The following is a 16,107-nucleotide window of genomic DNA, read 5'->3' as shown; positions in this document are numbered from 1 at the left end:
AAGCGCACGGCAATATTGCTTTCACTGATACCAAGCACTTCTGAAATTTCCATATAGCTTAACCCCTCTAAACGCAGGGTCAGGGTTTGACGTAAGCCCAGTGGTAGTTTTTTAACCGCAATTAGCAGCCGCTCTGACTTACGCTCTTCCGCCAGGCGCTCATCGGGACCCGCTTGATTGTCTGGCAGCGTCATCAATTCCTCCTCACCCGCATGTTGAGGTTTTCTTCTTGCTATTTCGGTTACACAACGATTGTGAGCAATGCGATAGACAAAGGTTTTTAAGCTGGCATCCCCTCGAAAGGAAGGCAACGCTCGCCATAGCCCCAACCATATCTCCTGGAGCAGATCCTCATGTTCTGCAGTAGTGCGCACATAGCTGCGCGCTATTCGGGAGATACCCTCGGCATACTCGCTTATCGCCTGTTGAAATAATTGATCCCGTAAATCCACCGGCTACTCCATTTTTTTGTAATGATTACTGTACCGGCGACGCCAAAAACCTTACAAAAAATTTCGTCTACATCTTCAATCAGTGTCGATATCTTCGTTTGATCCGATAACTCGGATTTACCTCAGGCCTTACATACCGACACAAGCCAAGACAACTACACTTGGTCTGCAGAATTTCTGAGGACACACTTATGAAGGCTCTCTATACGGCAGTCGCCACGGCGACAGGTGGACGTGATGGACAGGCGGCTTCGTCGGATGGCGCCCTAGACGTAAAGCTCAGCATTCCCAAAGAGCTGGGCGGGGATGGCGGAAGTGGTACCAACCCAGAGCAATTATTTGCCGCAGGCTATTCGGCTTGCTTTATCGGTGCAATGAAATTTGTTGCGGACAAGGAAAAGGTCGCTACACCGAACGATACCAGTGTGCGAGCTGAAGTTGGCATAGGACCCAGCGGGAAAGGCTTTGGGCTGGGAGTTGATCTCTATATAGAGCTACCGGGCATGGATCAGGTGGTAGCTGAACGCGTGGCCTTAAAAGCTCACGAGGAAGTTTGCCCCTACTCCAATGCAACCCGCAATAATATTACCGTGAGGCTGCATATTACGGTTTAGAAGCATAAGGCTGCCAACCCCTGGCAGCCTTACAGGCCACTTTACCCTCTTACTCTTGGCGAGTTGAGCGCGCGGCCCCATTGGTTATTTGGAAAACCAACCTTGCTGCAGTGCGCGCACCATGATCTTCAATATCGAAATAGGGATTAAACTCGGCCATATCCGCCAAGCAAACCTTGTTTGAGTCCAGAACGGTATCCAATAGCTCTTCGAGTAATTCCAGCGGGACTCCACGCCCAGAGGGGGCACTGACTGCAGGCATTACTGCTGCTGGTAATACGTCCAGGCATACTGTGAGGTACACAAAGTCCACCTTATTGGTAAAGTCCCGGATCTGCTGTTTTATTTTATCCAGGTTCCAGCTGCTAATTTCTCGATCGCGAATGACTTCTGCACCCAGTTCATCGGCACGATTGTAAAGCGCTGGCGTATTGGCATTATCGGCAGCACCGACACAGAGATAATTGAAAGGGCGGCCATTGATCTGGCACTGTTCCGCAATTTGATAGAAAGGTGTACCCGAGGAACCCTTGGGTGAAGGAATGCGCAAATCCAGATGGGCATCAAAATTGATAATACCCAGGGTCTTTTCCCGGTGTAGCTCGCGCATCCATCGCGCTATGCCCTGATAACTACCAAACGCAATTTCATGTCCCCCCCCAAAAACCAGGGGAAAGTGTCCGTAAGCCAGCAACTCATTGATACGCGCACCGAGTAGTGCCTGTGCGGATTCCAAATCCTCACGATCAACGCGCACATTGCCGGCATCATAAAGAGGTAAATCAAAGGTGGCGGGCAGATTGGCAGTCGCCAAGCGTAGGATTCGCGGCCCTTTCGCAGCGCCAATACGCCCTTTATTGCGACGCACACCTTCATCCGAGGCGAAACCGAGGATGGCAATTCCAGGGGGGTTATCCAGTTGCAGCGGCGAAACACGTTGGTGCCAACGCTCCCCGGCGCGACCGTCCTCGCTGTCTGTGCGGCCACTCCACAAGCGCATATCAGCCAGCTGTAACATCTTTACCTCCCAGGAAAATCTGTGCGGGTTTCAGCGCGCCAAATTCATAGGCCAGCTGATCTGGGGTATCCATCGGCCATAACACCATATCTGCGCGCAATCCGGGCCGCAGTACTCCGCGGGAACAGCAGAGCCCCAAGGCGCGCGCGGCTGCGCGAGTCACCCCAGCCAACGCCTCCGCTGGGGTAAGGCCAAATAGGTTGCAGCCCATATTCATCATTAACCGCAGAGAACCGATAGGGCAGCTACCGGGATTCAGATCGGTGGACAGGGCCATACAAACCCCCGCCTCGCGCAGTTTCTCTACCGGCGGCATCTGGGTCTCGCGCAATGTATAAAAAGCTCCAGGGAGCAAAACTGCCACGGTACCGCTTTCAGCCATGGCCAGCACATCCGCATCGCTAATATATTCAATATGATCTACGGAGAGGGCGCTGGCTTTGGCTGCCATCTCAGTGGCGCCAGTGCGTGCCAGCTGCTCGGCATGCACTTTAATTGGCATGTCCAACTGCTTGGCGGCTTCAATCACCCGCTGACACTGCTCTACCGTAAAGCCGATGGTTTCGCAGAACATATCCACCGCATCGGCCAGTTGCTCGCGCGCAACTGCCGGCAATATCTGCTCGCAAATCAAATCGATATATTCATCAGCACGACCATCATATTCCGGCGGCAGGGCGTGAGCGGCCAAACAGGTGGTAACGATTTCCACCGAATTGTGCTGCGCCAAACGGCGAGCGGTGCGAAGTTGCTTCAACTCCGTATCCAGATCCAGGCCATAGCCGGATTTGATCTCGACAGTGGTGGCCCCCTCGGACATCAAGGCGCGAAGGCGGGGCTCCGACAAACGGTATAATTCCTCAGCACTGGCGGCACGAGTGGCCCTCACAGTGGAAATAATGCCACCACCAGAACGGGCTACTTCTTCATAGCTCTCCCCGCCCAGGCGGCGCGCAAATTCTCCGGCGCGGTGACCGCCGTAAACCAGATGGGTATGGCAATCGATCAGGCCCGGTGTCAACCACTGCCCCTCACCGTCGATCACCTTATCTGGAGCACAGGCCGGTAACTCACGACGCGGCCCCAGCCAGACAATCTTGCCGCCGGTTACCGCCACTGCGGCATCCTCTACAGCACCGTAGCCCCCGGCAATCGAAGGGTCCATGGTAGCGGCGTTCACATTCGTAATCAGTAGGTCACAGCGTTCTGTCATAAGCTTCTAGCGGCGCGCTTTTCCTTCTTTAACCATAGATGCCCAGTGCAATACCGAGCGGGATTTGGGCAGTCAGCATACAGACCATCGCCCCGGCTTGACAGTCATCTTTAAGACAACCATAGTAGCTTCTATTATTTCTTGTATATACAACCATATACAAGCCATAAAGGCATTAAACCCGAGTATGAATACTGCAAGCGAACCCCGCTACGCGGCGATCAAGCGCCATATCCGGCAAAACATCGAAAACGGCAGCTGGCCTGTGCATTTCCAGGTGCCCTCAGAAAATCAGCTGGCACAGGAATTCGGTGTCAGCCGTATGACCGCCAGACGCGCTTTAAGTGAATTGACCGATGAGCGGGTGCTGATGCGCTCCCAGGGACTCGGTACATTTGTGGCCGAACCAGTACCGGCTGGCTCCCTGTTAGAAGTGCGCAATATTGCTGATGAAATTTCAGCACGCGGCCACAGCTACAGCAATCGAATTTTGCTGGCACAACATTGTATGGCTAATGCCGAAGTAGCCCGTGCCCTGGAAGTGCCGGAACAGGCCAAGGTTTTTCACACCATTATTGTGCACTGTGATAACGGCGTTCCCATTCAGTGGGAAGAGCGCTTTACCAATCCGGCCCTGGCTCCCGAATACTTACAACAGGATTTCGCCCACACCACGCCAAACGCCTATCTTTCCAGGGTCGCACCATTGACCGAGGCGGATACCACGGTTGAGGCAATCGCAGCAGAAGCTTCTATTGCCTATGCACTGGAGATCGCCACCGGCGATGCCTGCCTACAGGTGTGGCGGCGTACCAAAAGTAGCGCCGGCACTGTGAGCTTCGCCCGCCTGGTGCACCCGGGTAAACGCTACCGCCTGGGGGCACAGCTGAGATTCTAATTTCTGCATGTATCTCATACGTCCCGGCAACACTGGATTGCCAATCATAGGGCGCAAGAATTTTTAACAAATAATTTGAGAGGAATGTATGTCCGCTGATAAACGCCACGACCCCAGCCGCAAAATCCGCGCGCCTCGCGGCAGTGAGCTCAATGCCAAAAGCTGGCTCACCGAAGCTCCCCTGCGCATGTTGATGAACAACCTAGACGCCGAGGTAGCTGAACGCCCGGAAGACCTGGTGGTGTACGGTGGTATCGGCCGCGCCGCGCGGGATTGGGAGTGCTACGACAAAATTGTCGAGGTGCTGAAGCGCCTGGAAGACGACGAAACCCTGCTGGTGCAGTCCGGCAAGCCCGTCGGAGTCTTTAAAACCCACGCCGATGCACCCCGGGTATTAATTGCCAACTCCAACCTGGTACCCCACTGGGCCAACTGGGAACACTTTAACGAGCTGGATAAAAAAGGCCTGGCCATGTACGGCCAGATGACTGCCGGCTCTTGGATTTATATCGGCTCCCAGGGCATCGTCCAGGGTACCTATGAAACCTTTGCCGCAGTCGCACGCAAACATTTTAAGGGAGAAGCGAAAGGCAAATGGATTCTTACCGGCGGCCTCGGCGGCATGGGTGGCGCTCAGCCACTGGCGGCGACCATGGCCGGATTCAGCATGATCGCAGTAGAGTGCGACGAAACCCGTATCGATTTCCGTTTGCGCACTGGCTATGTAGACAAAAAAGCCTCCAGCCTCGACGAAGCCCTGCAAATGATTGAAGCCGCGATGGAAAAAGGCGAAGCCATTTCCGTTGGCCTGCTGGGCAACGCAGCAGATATTTTCCCGGAAATTGTAAAACGCAATATTCTGCCAGATTCGGTTACCGACCAGACTTCCGCTCACGATCCTTTAAATGGCTACCTGCCCCAGGGCTGGACCATGGAATACGCAGCGGAGATGCGCAAGAAAGATGAAGCCGCAGTAGTAAAGGCAGCCAAACAGTCTATGGCGGTTCAGGTTGAAGCCATGCTGGAGCTGCAAAAGCGCGGAGCCGCAACCCTCGACTATGGCAACAATATTCGTCAGATGGCTCTCGAGGAAGGTGTGGAAAATGCCTTCGATTTCCCCGGTTTTGTACCCGCTTATATTCGCCCTCTGTTCTGCGAAGGTGTCGGTCCTTTCCGCTGGGCGGCCCTGTCCGGCAACCCGGAAGATATCTACAAGACCGATGCCAAGGTTAAGGAACTGATTCCCGACAATCCGCAGCTGCACAACTGGCTCGATATGGCCCGCGAGCGGATTCATTTCCAGGGACTGCCCGCACGTATCTGCTGGGTGGGTCTGAAAGATCGCGCTCGCCTGGCACTGGCATTTAACGAGATGGTAGCCAACGGTGAATTGGAAGCACCGGTAGTGATCGGCCGCGACCACCTCGATAGCGGCTCTGTAGCGAGCCCCAACCGCGAAACTGAAGCCATGATGGATGGTTCCGACGCTGTCTCCGACTGGCCGCTGATGAATGCCCTGCTGAACACTGCCTCCGGCGCTACCTGGGTATCCCTGCATCACGGTGGTGGCGTTGGCATGGGCTTCTCCCAGCACTCTGGGGTGGTCATTGTCTGTGACGGTACCGAAGCTGCGCGCAAACGTATCGAACGGGTTCTCTGGAATGATCCCGCCACCGGCGTAATGCGCCACGCCGATGCCGGTTACGAGATCGCAAAAAAATGCGCAAAAGAGCAGGGCCTGGACCTGCCTATGCTGAACGACTGATTTTTTACCGCAATAAAAATACCGCCAACGGAAATCTTTTACAGCCCGAATAACTTTGATCGGGCTGCGCCGCCGGCGCCTAACAGGGTGTTGAAAAAGCCAACAAGCGACTTTTTCAAGCCATCTTTGCAGCACATGTCCACAAAGATGGGCACTCAAATCAAGCATTTGCAGTGCTTGATTTTGCGGCAGGCGCTTTCGCACCGCCCGTGCAGGCTGTTTTTCAACAGCCTGCTAAGCAGTAAATATTTTTTGGTGAATGAATTTATGTATCAATTGGAAATCGATCCCGGTCAATTGAGCCTTGCGCAACTGCGCCGCGTAGCCCGCGAGTCGGTGCAGCTGTCCCTGGCGAAAAGCGCCTACCCCGCTATTGAAGCCTCTGCCCACACTGTTGCCCAAGTTATTACCGAAGGGAGAACGGTATACGGAATTAATACCGGTTTTGGTTTATTGGCCAACACCCGTATTGAAAAGCACGACCTGGAAAACCTGCAACGCGCTATCGTACTGAGCCATGCCGCCGGTACCGGCAACTTTATGAGTGAAGCCACCGTGCGTCTGCTGATGGTCTTGAAAATCAACTCGCTCGCGCGCGGCTTCTCCGGCGTGCGCCCGCAGGTTATCGAAGCTTTAATGCAACTGGTCAATGCCGGTGTATACCCCGCCATCCCTGAGAAAGGCTCTGTCGGCGCTTCTGGCGATTTGGCGCCGCTGGCTCATATGAGCGTGGTACTTCTCGGTGAAGGGGAAGTATTTATCAAGGGCGAGCGCAAGAGTGCTCACGAAGGCCTCAAAGCCGCGGGGCTTGAGCCCATTACCCTGGCCCCCAAAGAAGGCCTCGCCCTGCTAAACGGCACCCAGGCTTCTACCGCCTTTGCCCTGCTCGGCCTGTTCGCCAGTGAAGACCTGTTCGCCGGTGCCCTAGTAACCGGTGCCATTACCCTGGAAGCCGCCAAGGGCTCACGCCGCCCTTTCGATGATCGTATTCACAACGCCCGCGGCCAACAGGCTCAGCGCGACGTAGCGGCAATTTATCGGGACCTGCTCGGTGAAACCAGCCAGATCGGTGATTCCCACCAGTTCTGTGAAAAAGTACAGGACCCCTACTCCCTGCGCTGTCAGCCCCAGGTAATGGGTGCCTGTCTGCAGCAGATGCGCTTCGCTGCAGAAGTATTGTTGGCCGAGGCAAATGGTGTTTCCGATAACCCGCTGGTATTTACCGACGAGGAAAATCCGGATAGCTCCGACATTATTTCCGGCGGTAACTTCCACGCGGAGCCGGTAGCGATGGTCGCCGACAACCTGGCGCTGGCATTGGCAGAAATCGGCTCCCTATCAGAGCGTCGCATGGCGCTGTTGATCGACAGCAACCTATCCGGCCTGCCACCCTTCCTGGTGGAAAATGGCGGGGTGAACTCCGGCTTTATGATCGCCCAAGTCACCTCAGCGGCGCTTGCCAGTGAGAACAAATCCATGGCGCACCCCGCCTGCGTGGACTCACTGCCCACCTCCGCCAACCAGGAAGACCATGTATCCATGGCCACCTTTGCCGGCCGTCGCCTGCGGGATATGGCCGACAATACCTGTGGCATCCTGGCGGTGGAGCTACTCGCTGCCTGCCAGGGACTGGATTTCCGCGCGCCGTTAAAATCCACGGAAAAACTGGAGGCCGCCAAGGCAAAACTTCGCGCCCGAGTACCTTTCTATGACAAGGACCGCTACTTTGCCCCGGATATTGAAGAGGCAAAGCAGTTGCTGAGCAGCGGCGCCTACCTGGAATCCATTGATCCAGCCCTGCTCCCAAGCAGTCATTAATTTCCTTTAATTTCTATAAATTAATTTTTATAGAAGATTTCGTTACTAAATACCGGGGCCTAAATCCCGGTATTTTTTTCTCTGTCTTTGGTCCGCCAGCAACAGCGACTCTAAAGTAGCTGTTTGTCCACGGTCGCGATTTAAAACAAAAAAATCAGTAAAGAGACAAGCTTTTCTTTATCAAGTACTGCTAGAACAATTTTTTTTCTTTGTGAGGAAATTTGCGCCAAAAGTGCTAGGCTGACAATTAGACGTTTTACCCGCCAAAAGGTGTGGAGGTCTAGATGAAACCGCTGTCGCTTCGGCTGCTCCGCCACTCGGGCTACGCGCTGGCTATTGCCACAGGGTTTGCCCTGTCAGCCTGTAACGGGACAGGTTATCCCTGCGGAGGAGGCTATGACTGCTCAGCCAGTTATTACGGATATAGCCCATATTACAGCAAGTCATATTACAACCTACGGGGCCGCTATGCCCACTGCCACCCCGATGGAACCTGCCACAACATGCAGCATTGCAACTTTTACTGGGATGGAAATTTTTATCGCCTGAGGCCGCCCGCGGTGGTGAACACGAGTTACCAGGTAATTGATCTGCCGGATCCGCCCTACCAGGCCAGGCCCTACTGAGAAAGAAATTCTGTGTGCATCCATTTGGCACACATAAAGGGGCTTGGCCCCTGCCGGGCCTCTCCGGGGGGAACTTTCGCTTACCGGAGATTGCACTATGAATAGAGCTGTTAAGACGGCTTTTATTGCCGTCACGGTATGCACGGCCCTAACTTTAGGTGCCTGTGCAACCGATAGTTACTATAGCGGTGGCTACTACGGCGGTTACTACAGAGGAGGGGGAGTGGCCTACACCTCTTCCTTTGTTTATCCTTACGCAACCCCGAACTACTATCCCTCCAGTAATATCTATGTCTCTTACCGCACACCGGTTTACCAATATTACCGGGCAACCCCGCGCTATGGCTATTATTATCGCGGTGCCTATTCCTATTACCGCGCACCAGGTTATCGCGGCAACCCCCGCTACCGGGCCAGGTACTTTTATCGGGGGCTTCCCTACTACAACCGCTTTAACTCCCCCGGTGCTGCACAAATCCGCTATCGTGCCCAGCACCGTTACTATCGCGGCGGCCACCGAGGATATCGCAGCCACCGCAGCTATAGAGTGCGTGGACACCATCGCGTCCGCGGTGGATATCACCATAGAAGACGCTAGCGTTTAGCTGCTATTAATCCAGCCTTGAAATAGCTGAAATCCAGATATTTCATTTTGCCCGCAAAATGCCGGTACAGATCAATAACATTACTGGTATTTTGCGGACTCACCAATCCACAAAACAACATCAATACAAATTTTAAATGGGTCCGCTAATAACTTTGAATTAATCATTTAGAAATATTCGATTACTTATTTGCACGCAAAAAAAGAGTGATCAGAAAAATCTCTCTTCGATAATTCACATCCACTCCACAATAGTGACCGACGAGTTTACTCACTGGGTACCAACGCCTGTTTTATCTTTAGCCATTCAACATCTCTGTCGCTACTTTTTGCAAATTGGCGTTCTTTTCCTCACTTTGACAGCTATTACCACTACCCTGAGTTAAGAAAACGAATCCTGTAAACCTTGCGAGGTAAGTGCAGTGCAGAAACTCCTGCCGAAACTGCTTGCTGTGACACTGGTAATAAGCATCACCGGCTGTTCCACAACTAAATCACAGAACACCCCAAAATCTTTATCACTCAACGGAAAAAAATTTCACTGCGTTGAACAGGAACTAGAAACAAAAACTCTAGTGCGCTGCGCACGTTCCGGCTAAAAACGAATTTATTAAATACCAGAAAAATACAGATAAAAAAGTAGGGATTTCGATTTAAAAAATAAAAATTGAATTTTCGCCCAGAGCGGAAAAAATGCTTACTCAACTCTTACGACCCGTAGGGTATCGGTCTGGCCGCCGGCATCTTGTCGATAGCCACGGGAAACCAAGACAAAATCCCCCGATTTTAAAAGACTGCGCTGCTTCAAATGGTCGATTGCCTTGTGGTCACGGGAGGGGCCATCCATACCCGCCACCGCCATTAAAACCGGATCGACGCCGCGATAAAGGGCAACCCGGTTACAAACTCTACGGTGCCGACAAAAGGCGTAAATCGGAATGGCTGCGCGAACCCTGGACATCAAAAGGGCTGTGTTGCCCGTTTCTGTCTGGCAGATAATAGCCTTGATATCTCGACAGTGATTGGCAATGATGATGGCAGCCATGGCGATACAGGCATCCCCGGCAGGGTAATTGCCACGCAAACTATCCGAAGGGCGCTGTGTTGCGCGGTGTTTTTCCGCCCCAATAATTACCTCGTCCATGTGCCGAACAGTCTCCACCGGGTAGTCCCCGCTGGCGGTTTCCGCCGACAACATTACCGCATCGGTGCCATCCAACACCGCATTGGCGACATCACACACCTCCGCCCTCGTAGGCACAGGGCTGGAGATCATCGACTCCATCATCTGTGTTGCCGTAATTACCGTGCGATTCAGATAGCGAGCAAAACGAATTAAATGTTTTTGCACCCCCATCAATTCCGCATCGCCAATCTCTACTGCCAGATCGCCGCGTGCCACCATGATGACATCGCTCGCCAGAATCAGCTCCTGCAAGTGTTCATCAGAAGAGATTGCCTCGGCCCGTTCAATCTTGGCGACAATCTGGCTGCTACCCCCCGCCTGCTGTAGAAGCTCCCGCGCCCTATGAATATCCCGCGCATCGCGAGGAAAGGACACCGCCAAGTAGTCCAGCTGCAGATCGGCGACAACTTGAATATCGCACAAATCCTTGTCCGTTAATGCGGGCGCGGTGAGGCCACCGCCCCGCTTGTTAATTCCTTTTCGATTGGAGAGCCAGCCCCCATCCTGTACCTCAGTGATAACCGCACTGCCATCAATTTTCTTGATCTGCAGACTGAGTCGCCCGTCGTCCAGTAGCAGGGTATCTCCTGGGCTGCAGTCCTCGGCCAGCTCGGTGTAATCCACCGAAACCCCGGCGCTGTTGCCCTGCTCCCTTGGCCAAGTGGGGTCCAGAGTAAACTCGGCACCAGTGCTGAGATGCACACCGCCATCGGTGAACTTGCCCACACGAATTTTCGGCCCCTGAAGATCACCCAACATGGCGATATGACACCCTTGGCGAGCGGCCTCTGCCCGAACCTGCTCAGCGCGGCGGCGGTGCTCGTCGATTTCACCATGGGAAAAATTCAGGCGCACGATGTTCACCCCGGCGGCGACCAGTTGCCCCAGGGTGTCCCCCTTATCGGTTGAGGGACCCAGTGTTGCGACTATTTTTGTCCGCCGGATCATGCCGCACCTAGCCTCGTTTTACTGCCCGGATAGCACTCGCTTTCACAGGTGAAGCATAGCTTGTCACACCTGTCGTCTCTCAACAGAGGCCAGCGACTAAGCTTTGCATAGAGCGGGTTATAGGCTAAAGCGACAGGCCCGTTTGAGATTGTAGGTGCAAGGGTCAGGGAGTAACTCGCCGATGAGCAGGTTGGTGCAACTGTGGCTGCTAGGGGCCCTACTGGTCATTGGCGGATGCCTGTCGAACAGTGCGGAAGAAGCCCGAGTTGTGCAGAGTGCGGGAACAGCAAGTTCAGTCTGCAATAAGAAGTGGCAGCTGGTACGCCTGCGTATTAACGGCGCTGCGGTACCGATCCAGAAGCCTGCAGATTTTACTTTCGTGTGTAATCTCGATGGCAATGTGATGGGGCGCAGCGGTATTAATACCTACCGTGGCGAGCTGCAGATAACTGAAAACGGCCTGATGTTGTGGGACAGTTCCAGCTTCGCCTCGACCAAGATGAGCGGCCCGGAGATCCTACTGCAGCAGGAAAATACCTACCTGCGCGCCCTGGCCGGTACTCGCCAGGCATTTACCAAGTCCCGCGGTAAGCGTTTGATCCTTCGCGACGCCTCTGGCGATATTTATATTGAATATGTCAGGGCAGGATCTTGAACACCACCACAGACCACTGATAGCTTTTACGATTAAATGTCGCAAAAACAATGAGAACGACATCATGCCCCGATCTCACTTACCCTTGCAGCTTGTGGTCCCAGCCGTATTGAGCCTGCTTTTTTCCGGGTGTATGTCCTTCAGGGAGCCCGCTCCCCAGCTCACCAAACAGCCGGCGTGGTCTGCCTGTGGGCACGACTGGATACTCTCAAACCTCCGAGATGGCGAGAACACCTACGAGTACACGTTACTGTGGAAAAAGTTCTGGCGCGAGCGCCCATTCTTTACCTGTGATCGCTTCGGCTATGTACGGGGCAACGGGGGCATCAATCCCTATCTGGGGCGCTTTTCTCTCGAGAGCAGCGGCGAACTTTCCTGGCCCAGGTCGCCGATTATCTCCAGAGTGGGAAACCGCCGCCCCAGTGATGAACTAGAGGCCGATTACCTGAAAGCCCTGCGCAAAACCCGTTTTCTCGAAGTGGTGGGTGACAAGCTGATCTTGAGCAGTAATGACAAATCCACACGGCTCGAATTTAACCGGGTCGATGACATTATGCGTTGAATTCCCGATACCAATGCCTGTAGCGCAGCCATAAAAAAGGCGACCCATAGGGTCGCCAATATTACAATCAAGAAGAATCAAAAAGATGAGTCAGATGCGCAATCGCATTGGAAAGCCTCGGCGCGCATCATAGTTCTTACAGATGACAGAAAAATGACATAACGGACCTCAAAAGCGCCGCTGATGTCTCTCCAGATTCTCCTGACGCTTGCGCTCGCTTTTGCGCAGCAAAAGGTAAGTAGCGCCCATACCACCATGTTGTTTTTGCGCGCTGTGGAATGCCAGCACCTCATCCAGTTGCGGCAGCCAGTGATAGATGCAGCTTTTCAAAAGTGCGGGCTGCTTGCGGCCCTCTCCCTTGCCGTGGGTAATAAGCGCACAGCGCACATCCGCCTCGACACAATCACGCACAAACTCCACAACGGCGCTGCGCGCCATTTCCACCGAGTGACGATGCAGGTCGAGACGTGCATCCACCGTGTACTTGCCCAGGCGCAGATTGCGATAAACACCGTTCTGCACCCCATCGCGCTTGAATTCGATAGGGTCCCAGGGCGCCACAAGCTCAATATACTCACCGGAAAGGGGGTTCATTTCGCGCTCGGTCAAACGCGTCGCAGCAGCACGGCGCTCGCGCAAGATACGCTCGGATGGCTCGCTCTCCTTGCGCAAGGTAACGCGGCGCTCCTGCACCAGCGGTTTCACGTCTCCCAGCTCACCGAGAGCGTCTTTGAATAGCTTGCTGTCGCCGCTCATGAAATACCCCCGCCAGCGTCAGTCCAAAAATAAATCCTTAGTCAGGTCCCCCGCATTATCGGGGTTGTGGGCATAGTCGGTAAAATCTTTTACCCCGCGTTCCACCAGAAGTTCCTCATCGATCAGCTGACACCCGCTCAAGGCGGCTTCCTTGGTGATCAGTACTTCGTAGGCAGCATCGGCCATAATCGCCGGCCTGCGGCTCTGTTCAAACATCTCGCGGCTACCCACGGCAAACTCAATAGCGGCGGTAGCCACCAGAGTGCGCGGCCACAGAGTATTAACGGCAACCCCCGCCTCGCGCAACTCCTCCGCCAATCCCAGGCTGAGGATAGTCATGCCAAACTTAGACAGTGCGTAGGGCGCAAAAGGCCCCAGCCACTTAGGCTGTAGGTTGAGCGGTGGACACAGGCTGAGGATATGGGCGCTATCCGATTTCTTCAGGTAGGGAATCGCCAGGTGCGCCGTCAGATACACTGCACGGCTGTTGATGTCTTGCATCAGATCGTAACGCTTGGGCGGGGTGGACTCGACATTACTCAGGTTGATCGCGCCGGCGTTATTGATCACTGCATCGATACCACCAAACTTGTCGGCTGCCTGCGCCATCGCTTCCTGCACCCGCTGCTCATCGCGCACATCCACCTGCAGGGCCAAGGCCTTACCGCCAGCGCTCTCCACCTCCTGCGCTACAGAGAAGATGGTGCCGGGTAGCTTCGGGTGGGGCTCTGCGGACTTGGCCGCGATCACAATATTAGCGCCATCAGCCGCGCACTTGAGCGCTATAGCACGGCCAATACCGCGGCTAGCGCCAGTGATAAAGATGGTCTTGTCCTTAAGCGCCCCTGTGTTTTCTGTCAGGGTTACAAACTCTTCACTCATTTTTTTCAGCCTCCGGGGCAGTCACTGCCGGACTGTAAATTTCCTTGAAGATCGCCGGCATGCGCTTCGGTCTACCACTGGAAAGTTCGATGCATACCAACCGCCACTGGGCCCGCAATACCAATGCTCCATCAGCGGCGCGAAAGACTTGAAAGTGGCGGGTCATATTCAGGCGCCCATCCACCTCGGTGAGCCAGGTGCCGAATACCAGTTCATCCGCCTCTTTCGCCGCCAGTATATAGTCATACTGCCCATGACGAATGGCCATTCCCCGGTCGAGGTCCTGGTAATTTATGACATCCAGACCCAATGCGGCACTATGGGCCCAGGCGGTAGCCTCGCACCAACGCACATACTCGGCATTATTGGCATGGTGTAATCCATCCACATGCTCAGCACTTACCCTGACTCTGTGGATAAAGGGATTGGGTAAATCCCATTGCATAGGTAGCCCCCGCTGGATCTCATAAATGACTGGTATTTATTTTTATTTATCTCGCTAAGTGGGCAAATAGCAGATATAAAAAAAGGCCCCTGATGGGACCTTTTTTGCAAGCTGACCGGATTATGCGTCCGCGTTAGCCTGTGCGCCTTCCGCTTGTTGCTGCGCCTGATTCAGGGCTTGGGCAAACAAGGCGTCGAAGTTGACCGGCGGCAGCATCAGAGCCGGGAAAGAACCCTTAACAACCGCGTTGTCGATCACTTCGCGAGCGTATGGGAACAGGATCTGTGGGCAGGCAGTATTCAGGGCCTGAGCCAACTGCTGACCTTCCAGTCCCTTGATACCGAACAGACCGGCCTGCTTCACTTCCACCAGGAAAGCGGTATCTTCTTCCAGCTTCACGGTGATAGTGAGCGTCAGTGCCACTTCGTACAGGTCTTCTTCAACCTTGGCGGTCTTGGTGTTCAGCTCCTGATTTACCTGGGGCTTCCACTGTTTCTTGAAAACCTCAACGCCCATGGGAGTCTCGAAGGAGAGATCCTTCAGGTAGATGCGCTGCATCGCGAATTGTACTTGTGGAGCCTCTGCGTTTGCCGCGCCGTTTAATTCTTCAGCCATGTTACTGCCTGTTTTTATAAAAAGTTTATTGATGCCTTCCGTGAGAAAGACTCCCTGTATGAGCCTTCAGATTGGGGCCTGCAAATACCGTTTCAAGGCCCGGACCGGATTAATAGCAAATATAAAGAGTCGCGTGAGGCACGCGGCGTCAACCTTTATCAGCCAGCTGACTTAAGCAAGCCGTTAAGCTTACCGCTGCGCTCAAGGGCCATCAGATCATCGCAACCGCCCACATGGAAGTCGCCGACCCAAATCTGCGGCACCGACCGGCGCCCAGCCTTGGCCGCCATCTGTGCGCGCAGCTCAGGTTTATTGTCCACCGCAATCTCGCGATAGTTCACACCCTTGCTGTCGAGCAGCTGCTTGGCGCGAATACAGTAGGGACAAAAACGGGTGGTGTAGATGACTACATCCTGCATAATAAAACTCCGCCTAAAGCCATCTATAAAACTACTGAGCTAGCCCTTGCCTTTGACCAGGGGCAGATTCTGATTGCTCCACTCGCTCATACCGCCCTGTAGGCGACGTACCTGGAAGCCCTTCTGCTTAAGTAGGCGACCCGCAGGACCTGCGTGCTGACCCATTTTATCGGCGACAATCACCACTTTATCTTTAAAGGGTTCCAGCTCGGCGAACCGCTCGGCCACTTCCCCGTGGGGGATATGCAGTGCATCGACAATATGCCCGGCGGTAAACTCGCTGCGATCGCGCACATCCAACACCTTGGCCCCATCACTGTTGATCAGCCGAGTCACTTCGTGCAGGGAAACCGGCACGCCCGCCTTGTAACGCTCGCTCAGAACCAGTGCATAGAGCAGTGCCACGAGCAGACCGACCAGCAGCCATTGCTCACTTAAAAAAACGAAAAAATCCACTCCGCCCCCAAAATCCATCGTGGTTATCGTTACGGCGCAGCTGCGCCAAAGCTGGCGGGAGTATACACGATTGTGGCGAATTTCTAACCAGCAAAATCATACTCCAACGGCATGGATATAGACTCAAATGGACTCACCCAACACTATTCGACGTAGTTAAACGATGGCCGAACGG

General features: G+C 54.0%; 18 protein-coding genes (1 of these 18 running past the window's edge). 8 read left to right on the top strand and 10 right to left on the bottom strand.

From position 1 onward, the window contains the following. Positions 1–452 carry the 5' portion of an RNA polymerase sigma factor gene (locus tag ACJJIC_RS04075; RefSeq protein WP_252083746.1) on the bottom strand. Its footprint begins 49 nt before the window's first position, so only the first 452 of its 501 coding nucleotides appear in the window; the start codon lies at positions 450–452; its stop codon lies off the left edge, out of view. Between the two features lie 191 nt (positions 453–643). On the opposite strand from ACJJIC_RS04075, the gene ACJJIC_RS04070 reads away from it, so the two are divergent. Further along, positions 644–1,066 (top strand): organic hydroperoxide resistance protein, encoded by a 423-nt coding sequence (locus ACJJIC_RS04070; protein ID WP_445356499.1) that lies wholly within the window; start codon positions 644–646, stop codon positions 1,064–1,066. Between the two features lie 49 nt (positions 1,067–1,115). Here the strand turns inward: ACJJIC_RS04070 and hutG are convergent, their stop codons facing one another. Both hutG and hutI read right to left on the bottom strand, forming a co-directional pair. Beyond that, positions 1,116–2,084 carry a formimidoylglutamase gene (gene hutG, locus ACJJIC_RS04065; RefSeq protein ID WP_445356498.1) on the bottom strand — a complete coding sequence of 323 codons (969 nt, stop codon included), beginning with the start codon at positions 2,082–2,084 and terminating at the stop codon, positions 1,116–1,118. Beyond that, complete coding sequence (hutI, locus tag ACJJIC_RS04060; protein ID WP_445356497.1) at positions 2,068–3,297, bottom strand: imidazolonepropionase; 1,230 nt, start codon at positions 3,295–3,297, stop codon at positions 2,068–2,070. The genes hutG and hutI overlap by 17 nt, the downstream gene beginning before the upstream one ends. Before the next feature lie 187 nt (positions 3,298–3,484). Between hutI and hutC the strand changes: the two genes are divergently transcribed. The 5 genes from hutC (at position 3,485) to ACJJIC_RS04035 (ending at position 9,002) form a co-directional block, all read left to right on the top strand. Further along, positions 3,485–4,195 carry a histidine utilization transcriptional repressor HutC gene (hutC, locus tag ACJJIC_RS04055; RefSeq protein ID WP_444883115.1) on the top strand — a complete coding sequence of 237 codons (711 nt, stop codon included), beginning with the start codon at positions 3,485–3,487 and terminating at the stop codon, positions 4,193–4,195. An 88-nt stretch (positions 4,196–4,283) separates the two neighbouring features. Next, the gene (hutU, locus tag ACJJIC_RS04050) at positions 4,284–5,960 is read left to right on the top strand and encodes a urocanate hydratase (RefSeq protein WP_445356496.1); all 1,677 of its coding nucleotides are present in this window, start codon (positions 4,284–4,286) and stop codon (positions 5,958–5,960) included. Between the two features lie 267 nt (positions 5,961–6,227). Beyond that, the gene (gene hutH, locus ACJJIC_RS04045) at positions 6,228–7,778 is read left to right on the top strand and encodes a histidine ammonia-lyase (protein WP_445356495.1); all 1,551 of its coding nucleotides are present in this window, start codon (positions 6,228–6,230) and stop codon (positions 7,776–7,778) included. Positions 7,779–8,062: 284 nt separating this feature from the next. After that, a complete protein-coding gene (locus tag ACJJIC_RS04040) occupies positions 8,063–8,404 on the top strand; it encodes a hypothetical protein (RefSeq protein ID WP_252083753.1) in 342 nt (113 codons plus the stop codon). 97 nt (positions 8,405–8,501) lie between these two features. Next, positions 8,502–9,002: a hypothetical protein gene (locus tag ACJJIC_RS04035; RefSeq protein WP_444883118.1), complete on the top strand. Its 501-nt coding sequence runs from the start codon at positions 8,502–8,504 to the stop codon at positions 9,000–9,002. Positions 9,003–9,705: 703 nt separating this feature from the next. Here the strand turns inward: ACJJIC_RS04035 and pyk are convergent. Then, positions 9,706–11,142, bottom strand: a complete 1,437-nt coding sequence (gene pyk / locus ACJJIC_RS04030) for a pyruvate kinase (protein WP_445356494.1) — start codon at positions 11,140–11,142, stop codon at positions 9,706–9,708. 181 nt (positions 11,143–11,323) lie between these two features. Here pyk and ACJJIC_RS04025 point away from each other — a divergent pair, with 181 nt between their 5' ends. Both ACJJIC_RS04025 and ACJJIC_RS04020 read left to right on the top strand, forming a co-directional pair. Next, positions 11,324–11,797, top strand: coding sequence for an META domain-containing protein (locus tag ACJJIC_RS04025; protein WP_445356493.1), 474 nt, complete (start codon positions 11,324–11,326; stop codon positions 11,795–11,797). Positions 11,798–11,861: 64 nt separating this feature from the next. Then, on the top strand, positions 11,862–12,359 hold the full coding sequence (locus ACJJIC_RS04020) for an META domain-containing protein (protein WP_445356492.1): 498 nt from the start codon (positions 11,862–11,864) through the stop codon (positions 12,357–12,359). A gap of 168 nt (positions 12,360–12,527) precedes the next feature. On the opposite strand, the gene smrA is transcribed toward ACJJIC_RS04020, so the two are convergent. The 6 genes from smrA to ACJJIC_RS03990 form a co-directional block, all read right to left on the bottom strand. After that, on the bottom strand, positions 12,528–13,115 hold the full coding sequence (gene smrA / locus ACJJIC_RS04015) for a DNA endonuclease SmrA (RefSeq protein WP_444883121.1): 588 nt from the start codon (positions 13,113–13,115) through the stop codon (positions 12,528–12,530). Between the two features lie 18 nt (positions 13,116–13,133). Then, positions 13,134–13,997: an SDR family oxidoreductase gene (locus ACJJIC_RS04010; RefSeq protein ID WP_252083760.1), complete on the bottom strand. Its 864-nt coding sequence runs from the start codon at positions 13,995–13,997 to the stop codon at positions 13,134–13,136. Then, positions 13,990–14,442, bottom strand: a complete 453-nt coding sequence (locus ACJJIC_RS04005) for an acyl-CoA thioesterase (RefSeq protein WP_444883122.1) — start codon at positions 14,440–14,442, stop codon at positions 13,990–13,992. The genes ACJJIC_RS04010 and ACJJIC_RS04005 overlap by 8 nt, the downstream gene beginning before the upstream one ends. Before the next feature lie 120 nt (positions 14,443–14,562). Further along, positions 14,563–15,057, bottom strand: coding sequence for a protein-export chaperone SecB (secB, locus tag ACJJIC_RS04000; protein ID WP_444883123.1), 495 nt, complete (start codon positions 15,055–15,057; stop codon positions 14,563–14,565). 158 nt (positions 15,058–15,215) lie between these two features. Next, complete coding sequence (gene grxC / locus ACJJIC_RS03995; protein ID WP_444887513.1) at positions 15,216–15,476, bottom strand: glutaredoxin 3; 261 nt, start codon at positions 15,474–15,476, stop codon at positions 15,216–15,218. A 39-nt stretch (positions 15,477–15,515) separates the two neighbouring features. Beyond that, complete coding sequence (locus ACJJIC_RS03990; protein ID WP_444883125.1) at positions 15,516–15,932, bottom strand: rhodanese-like domain-containing protein; 417 nt, start codon at positions 15,930–15,932, stop codon at positions 15,516–15,518. Positions 15,933–16,107: the final 175 nt, after the last annotated feature.

The sequence above is a fragment of the Microbulbifer mixtoriginis (SeqCode) genome, from assembly GCF_052468275.1.
This window is presented reverse-complemented; position numbering and strand designations above follow the sequence as displayed.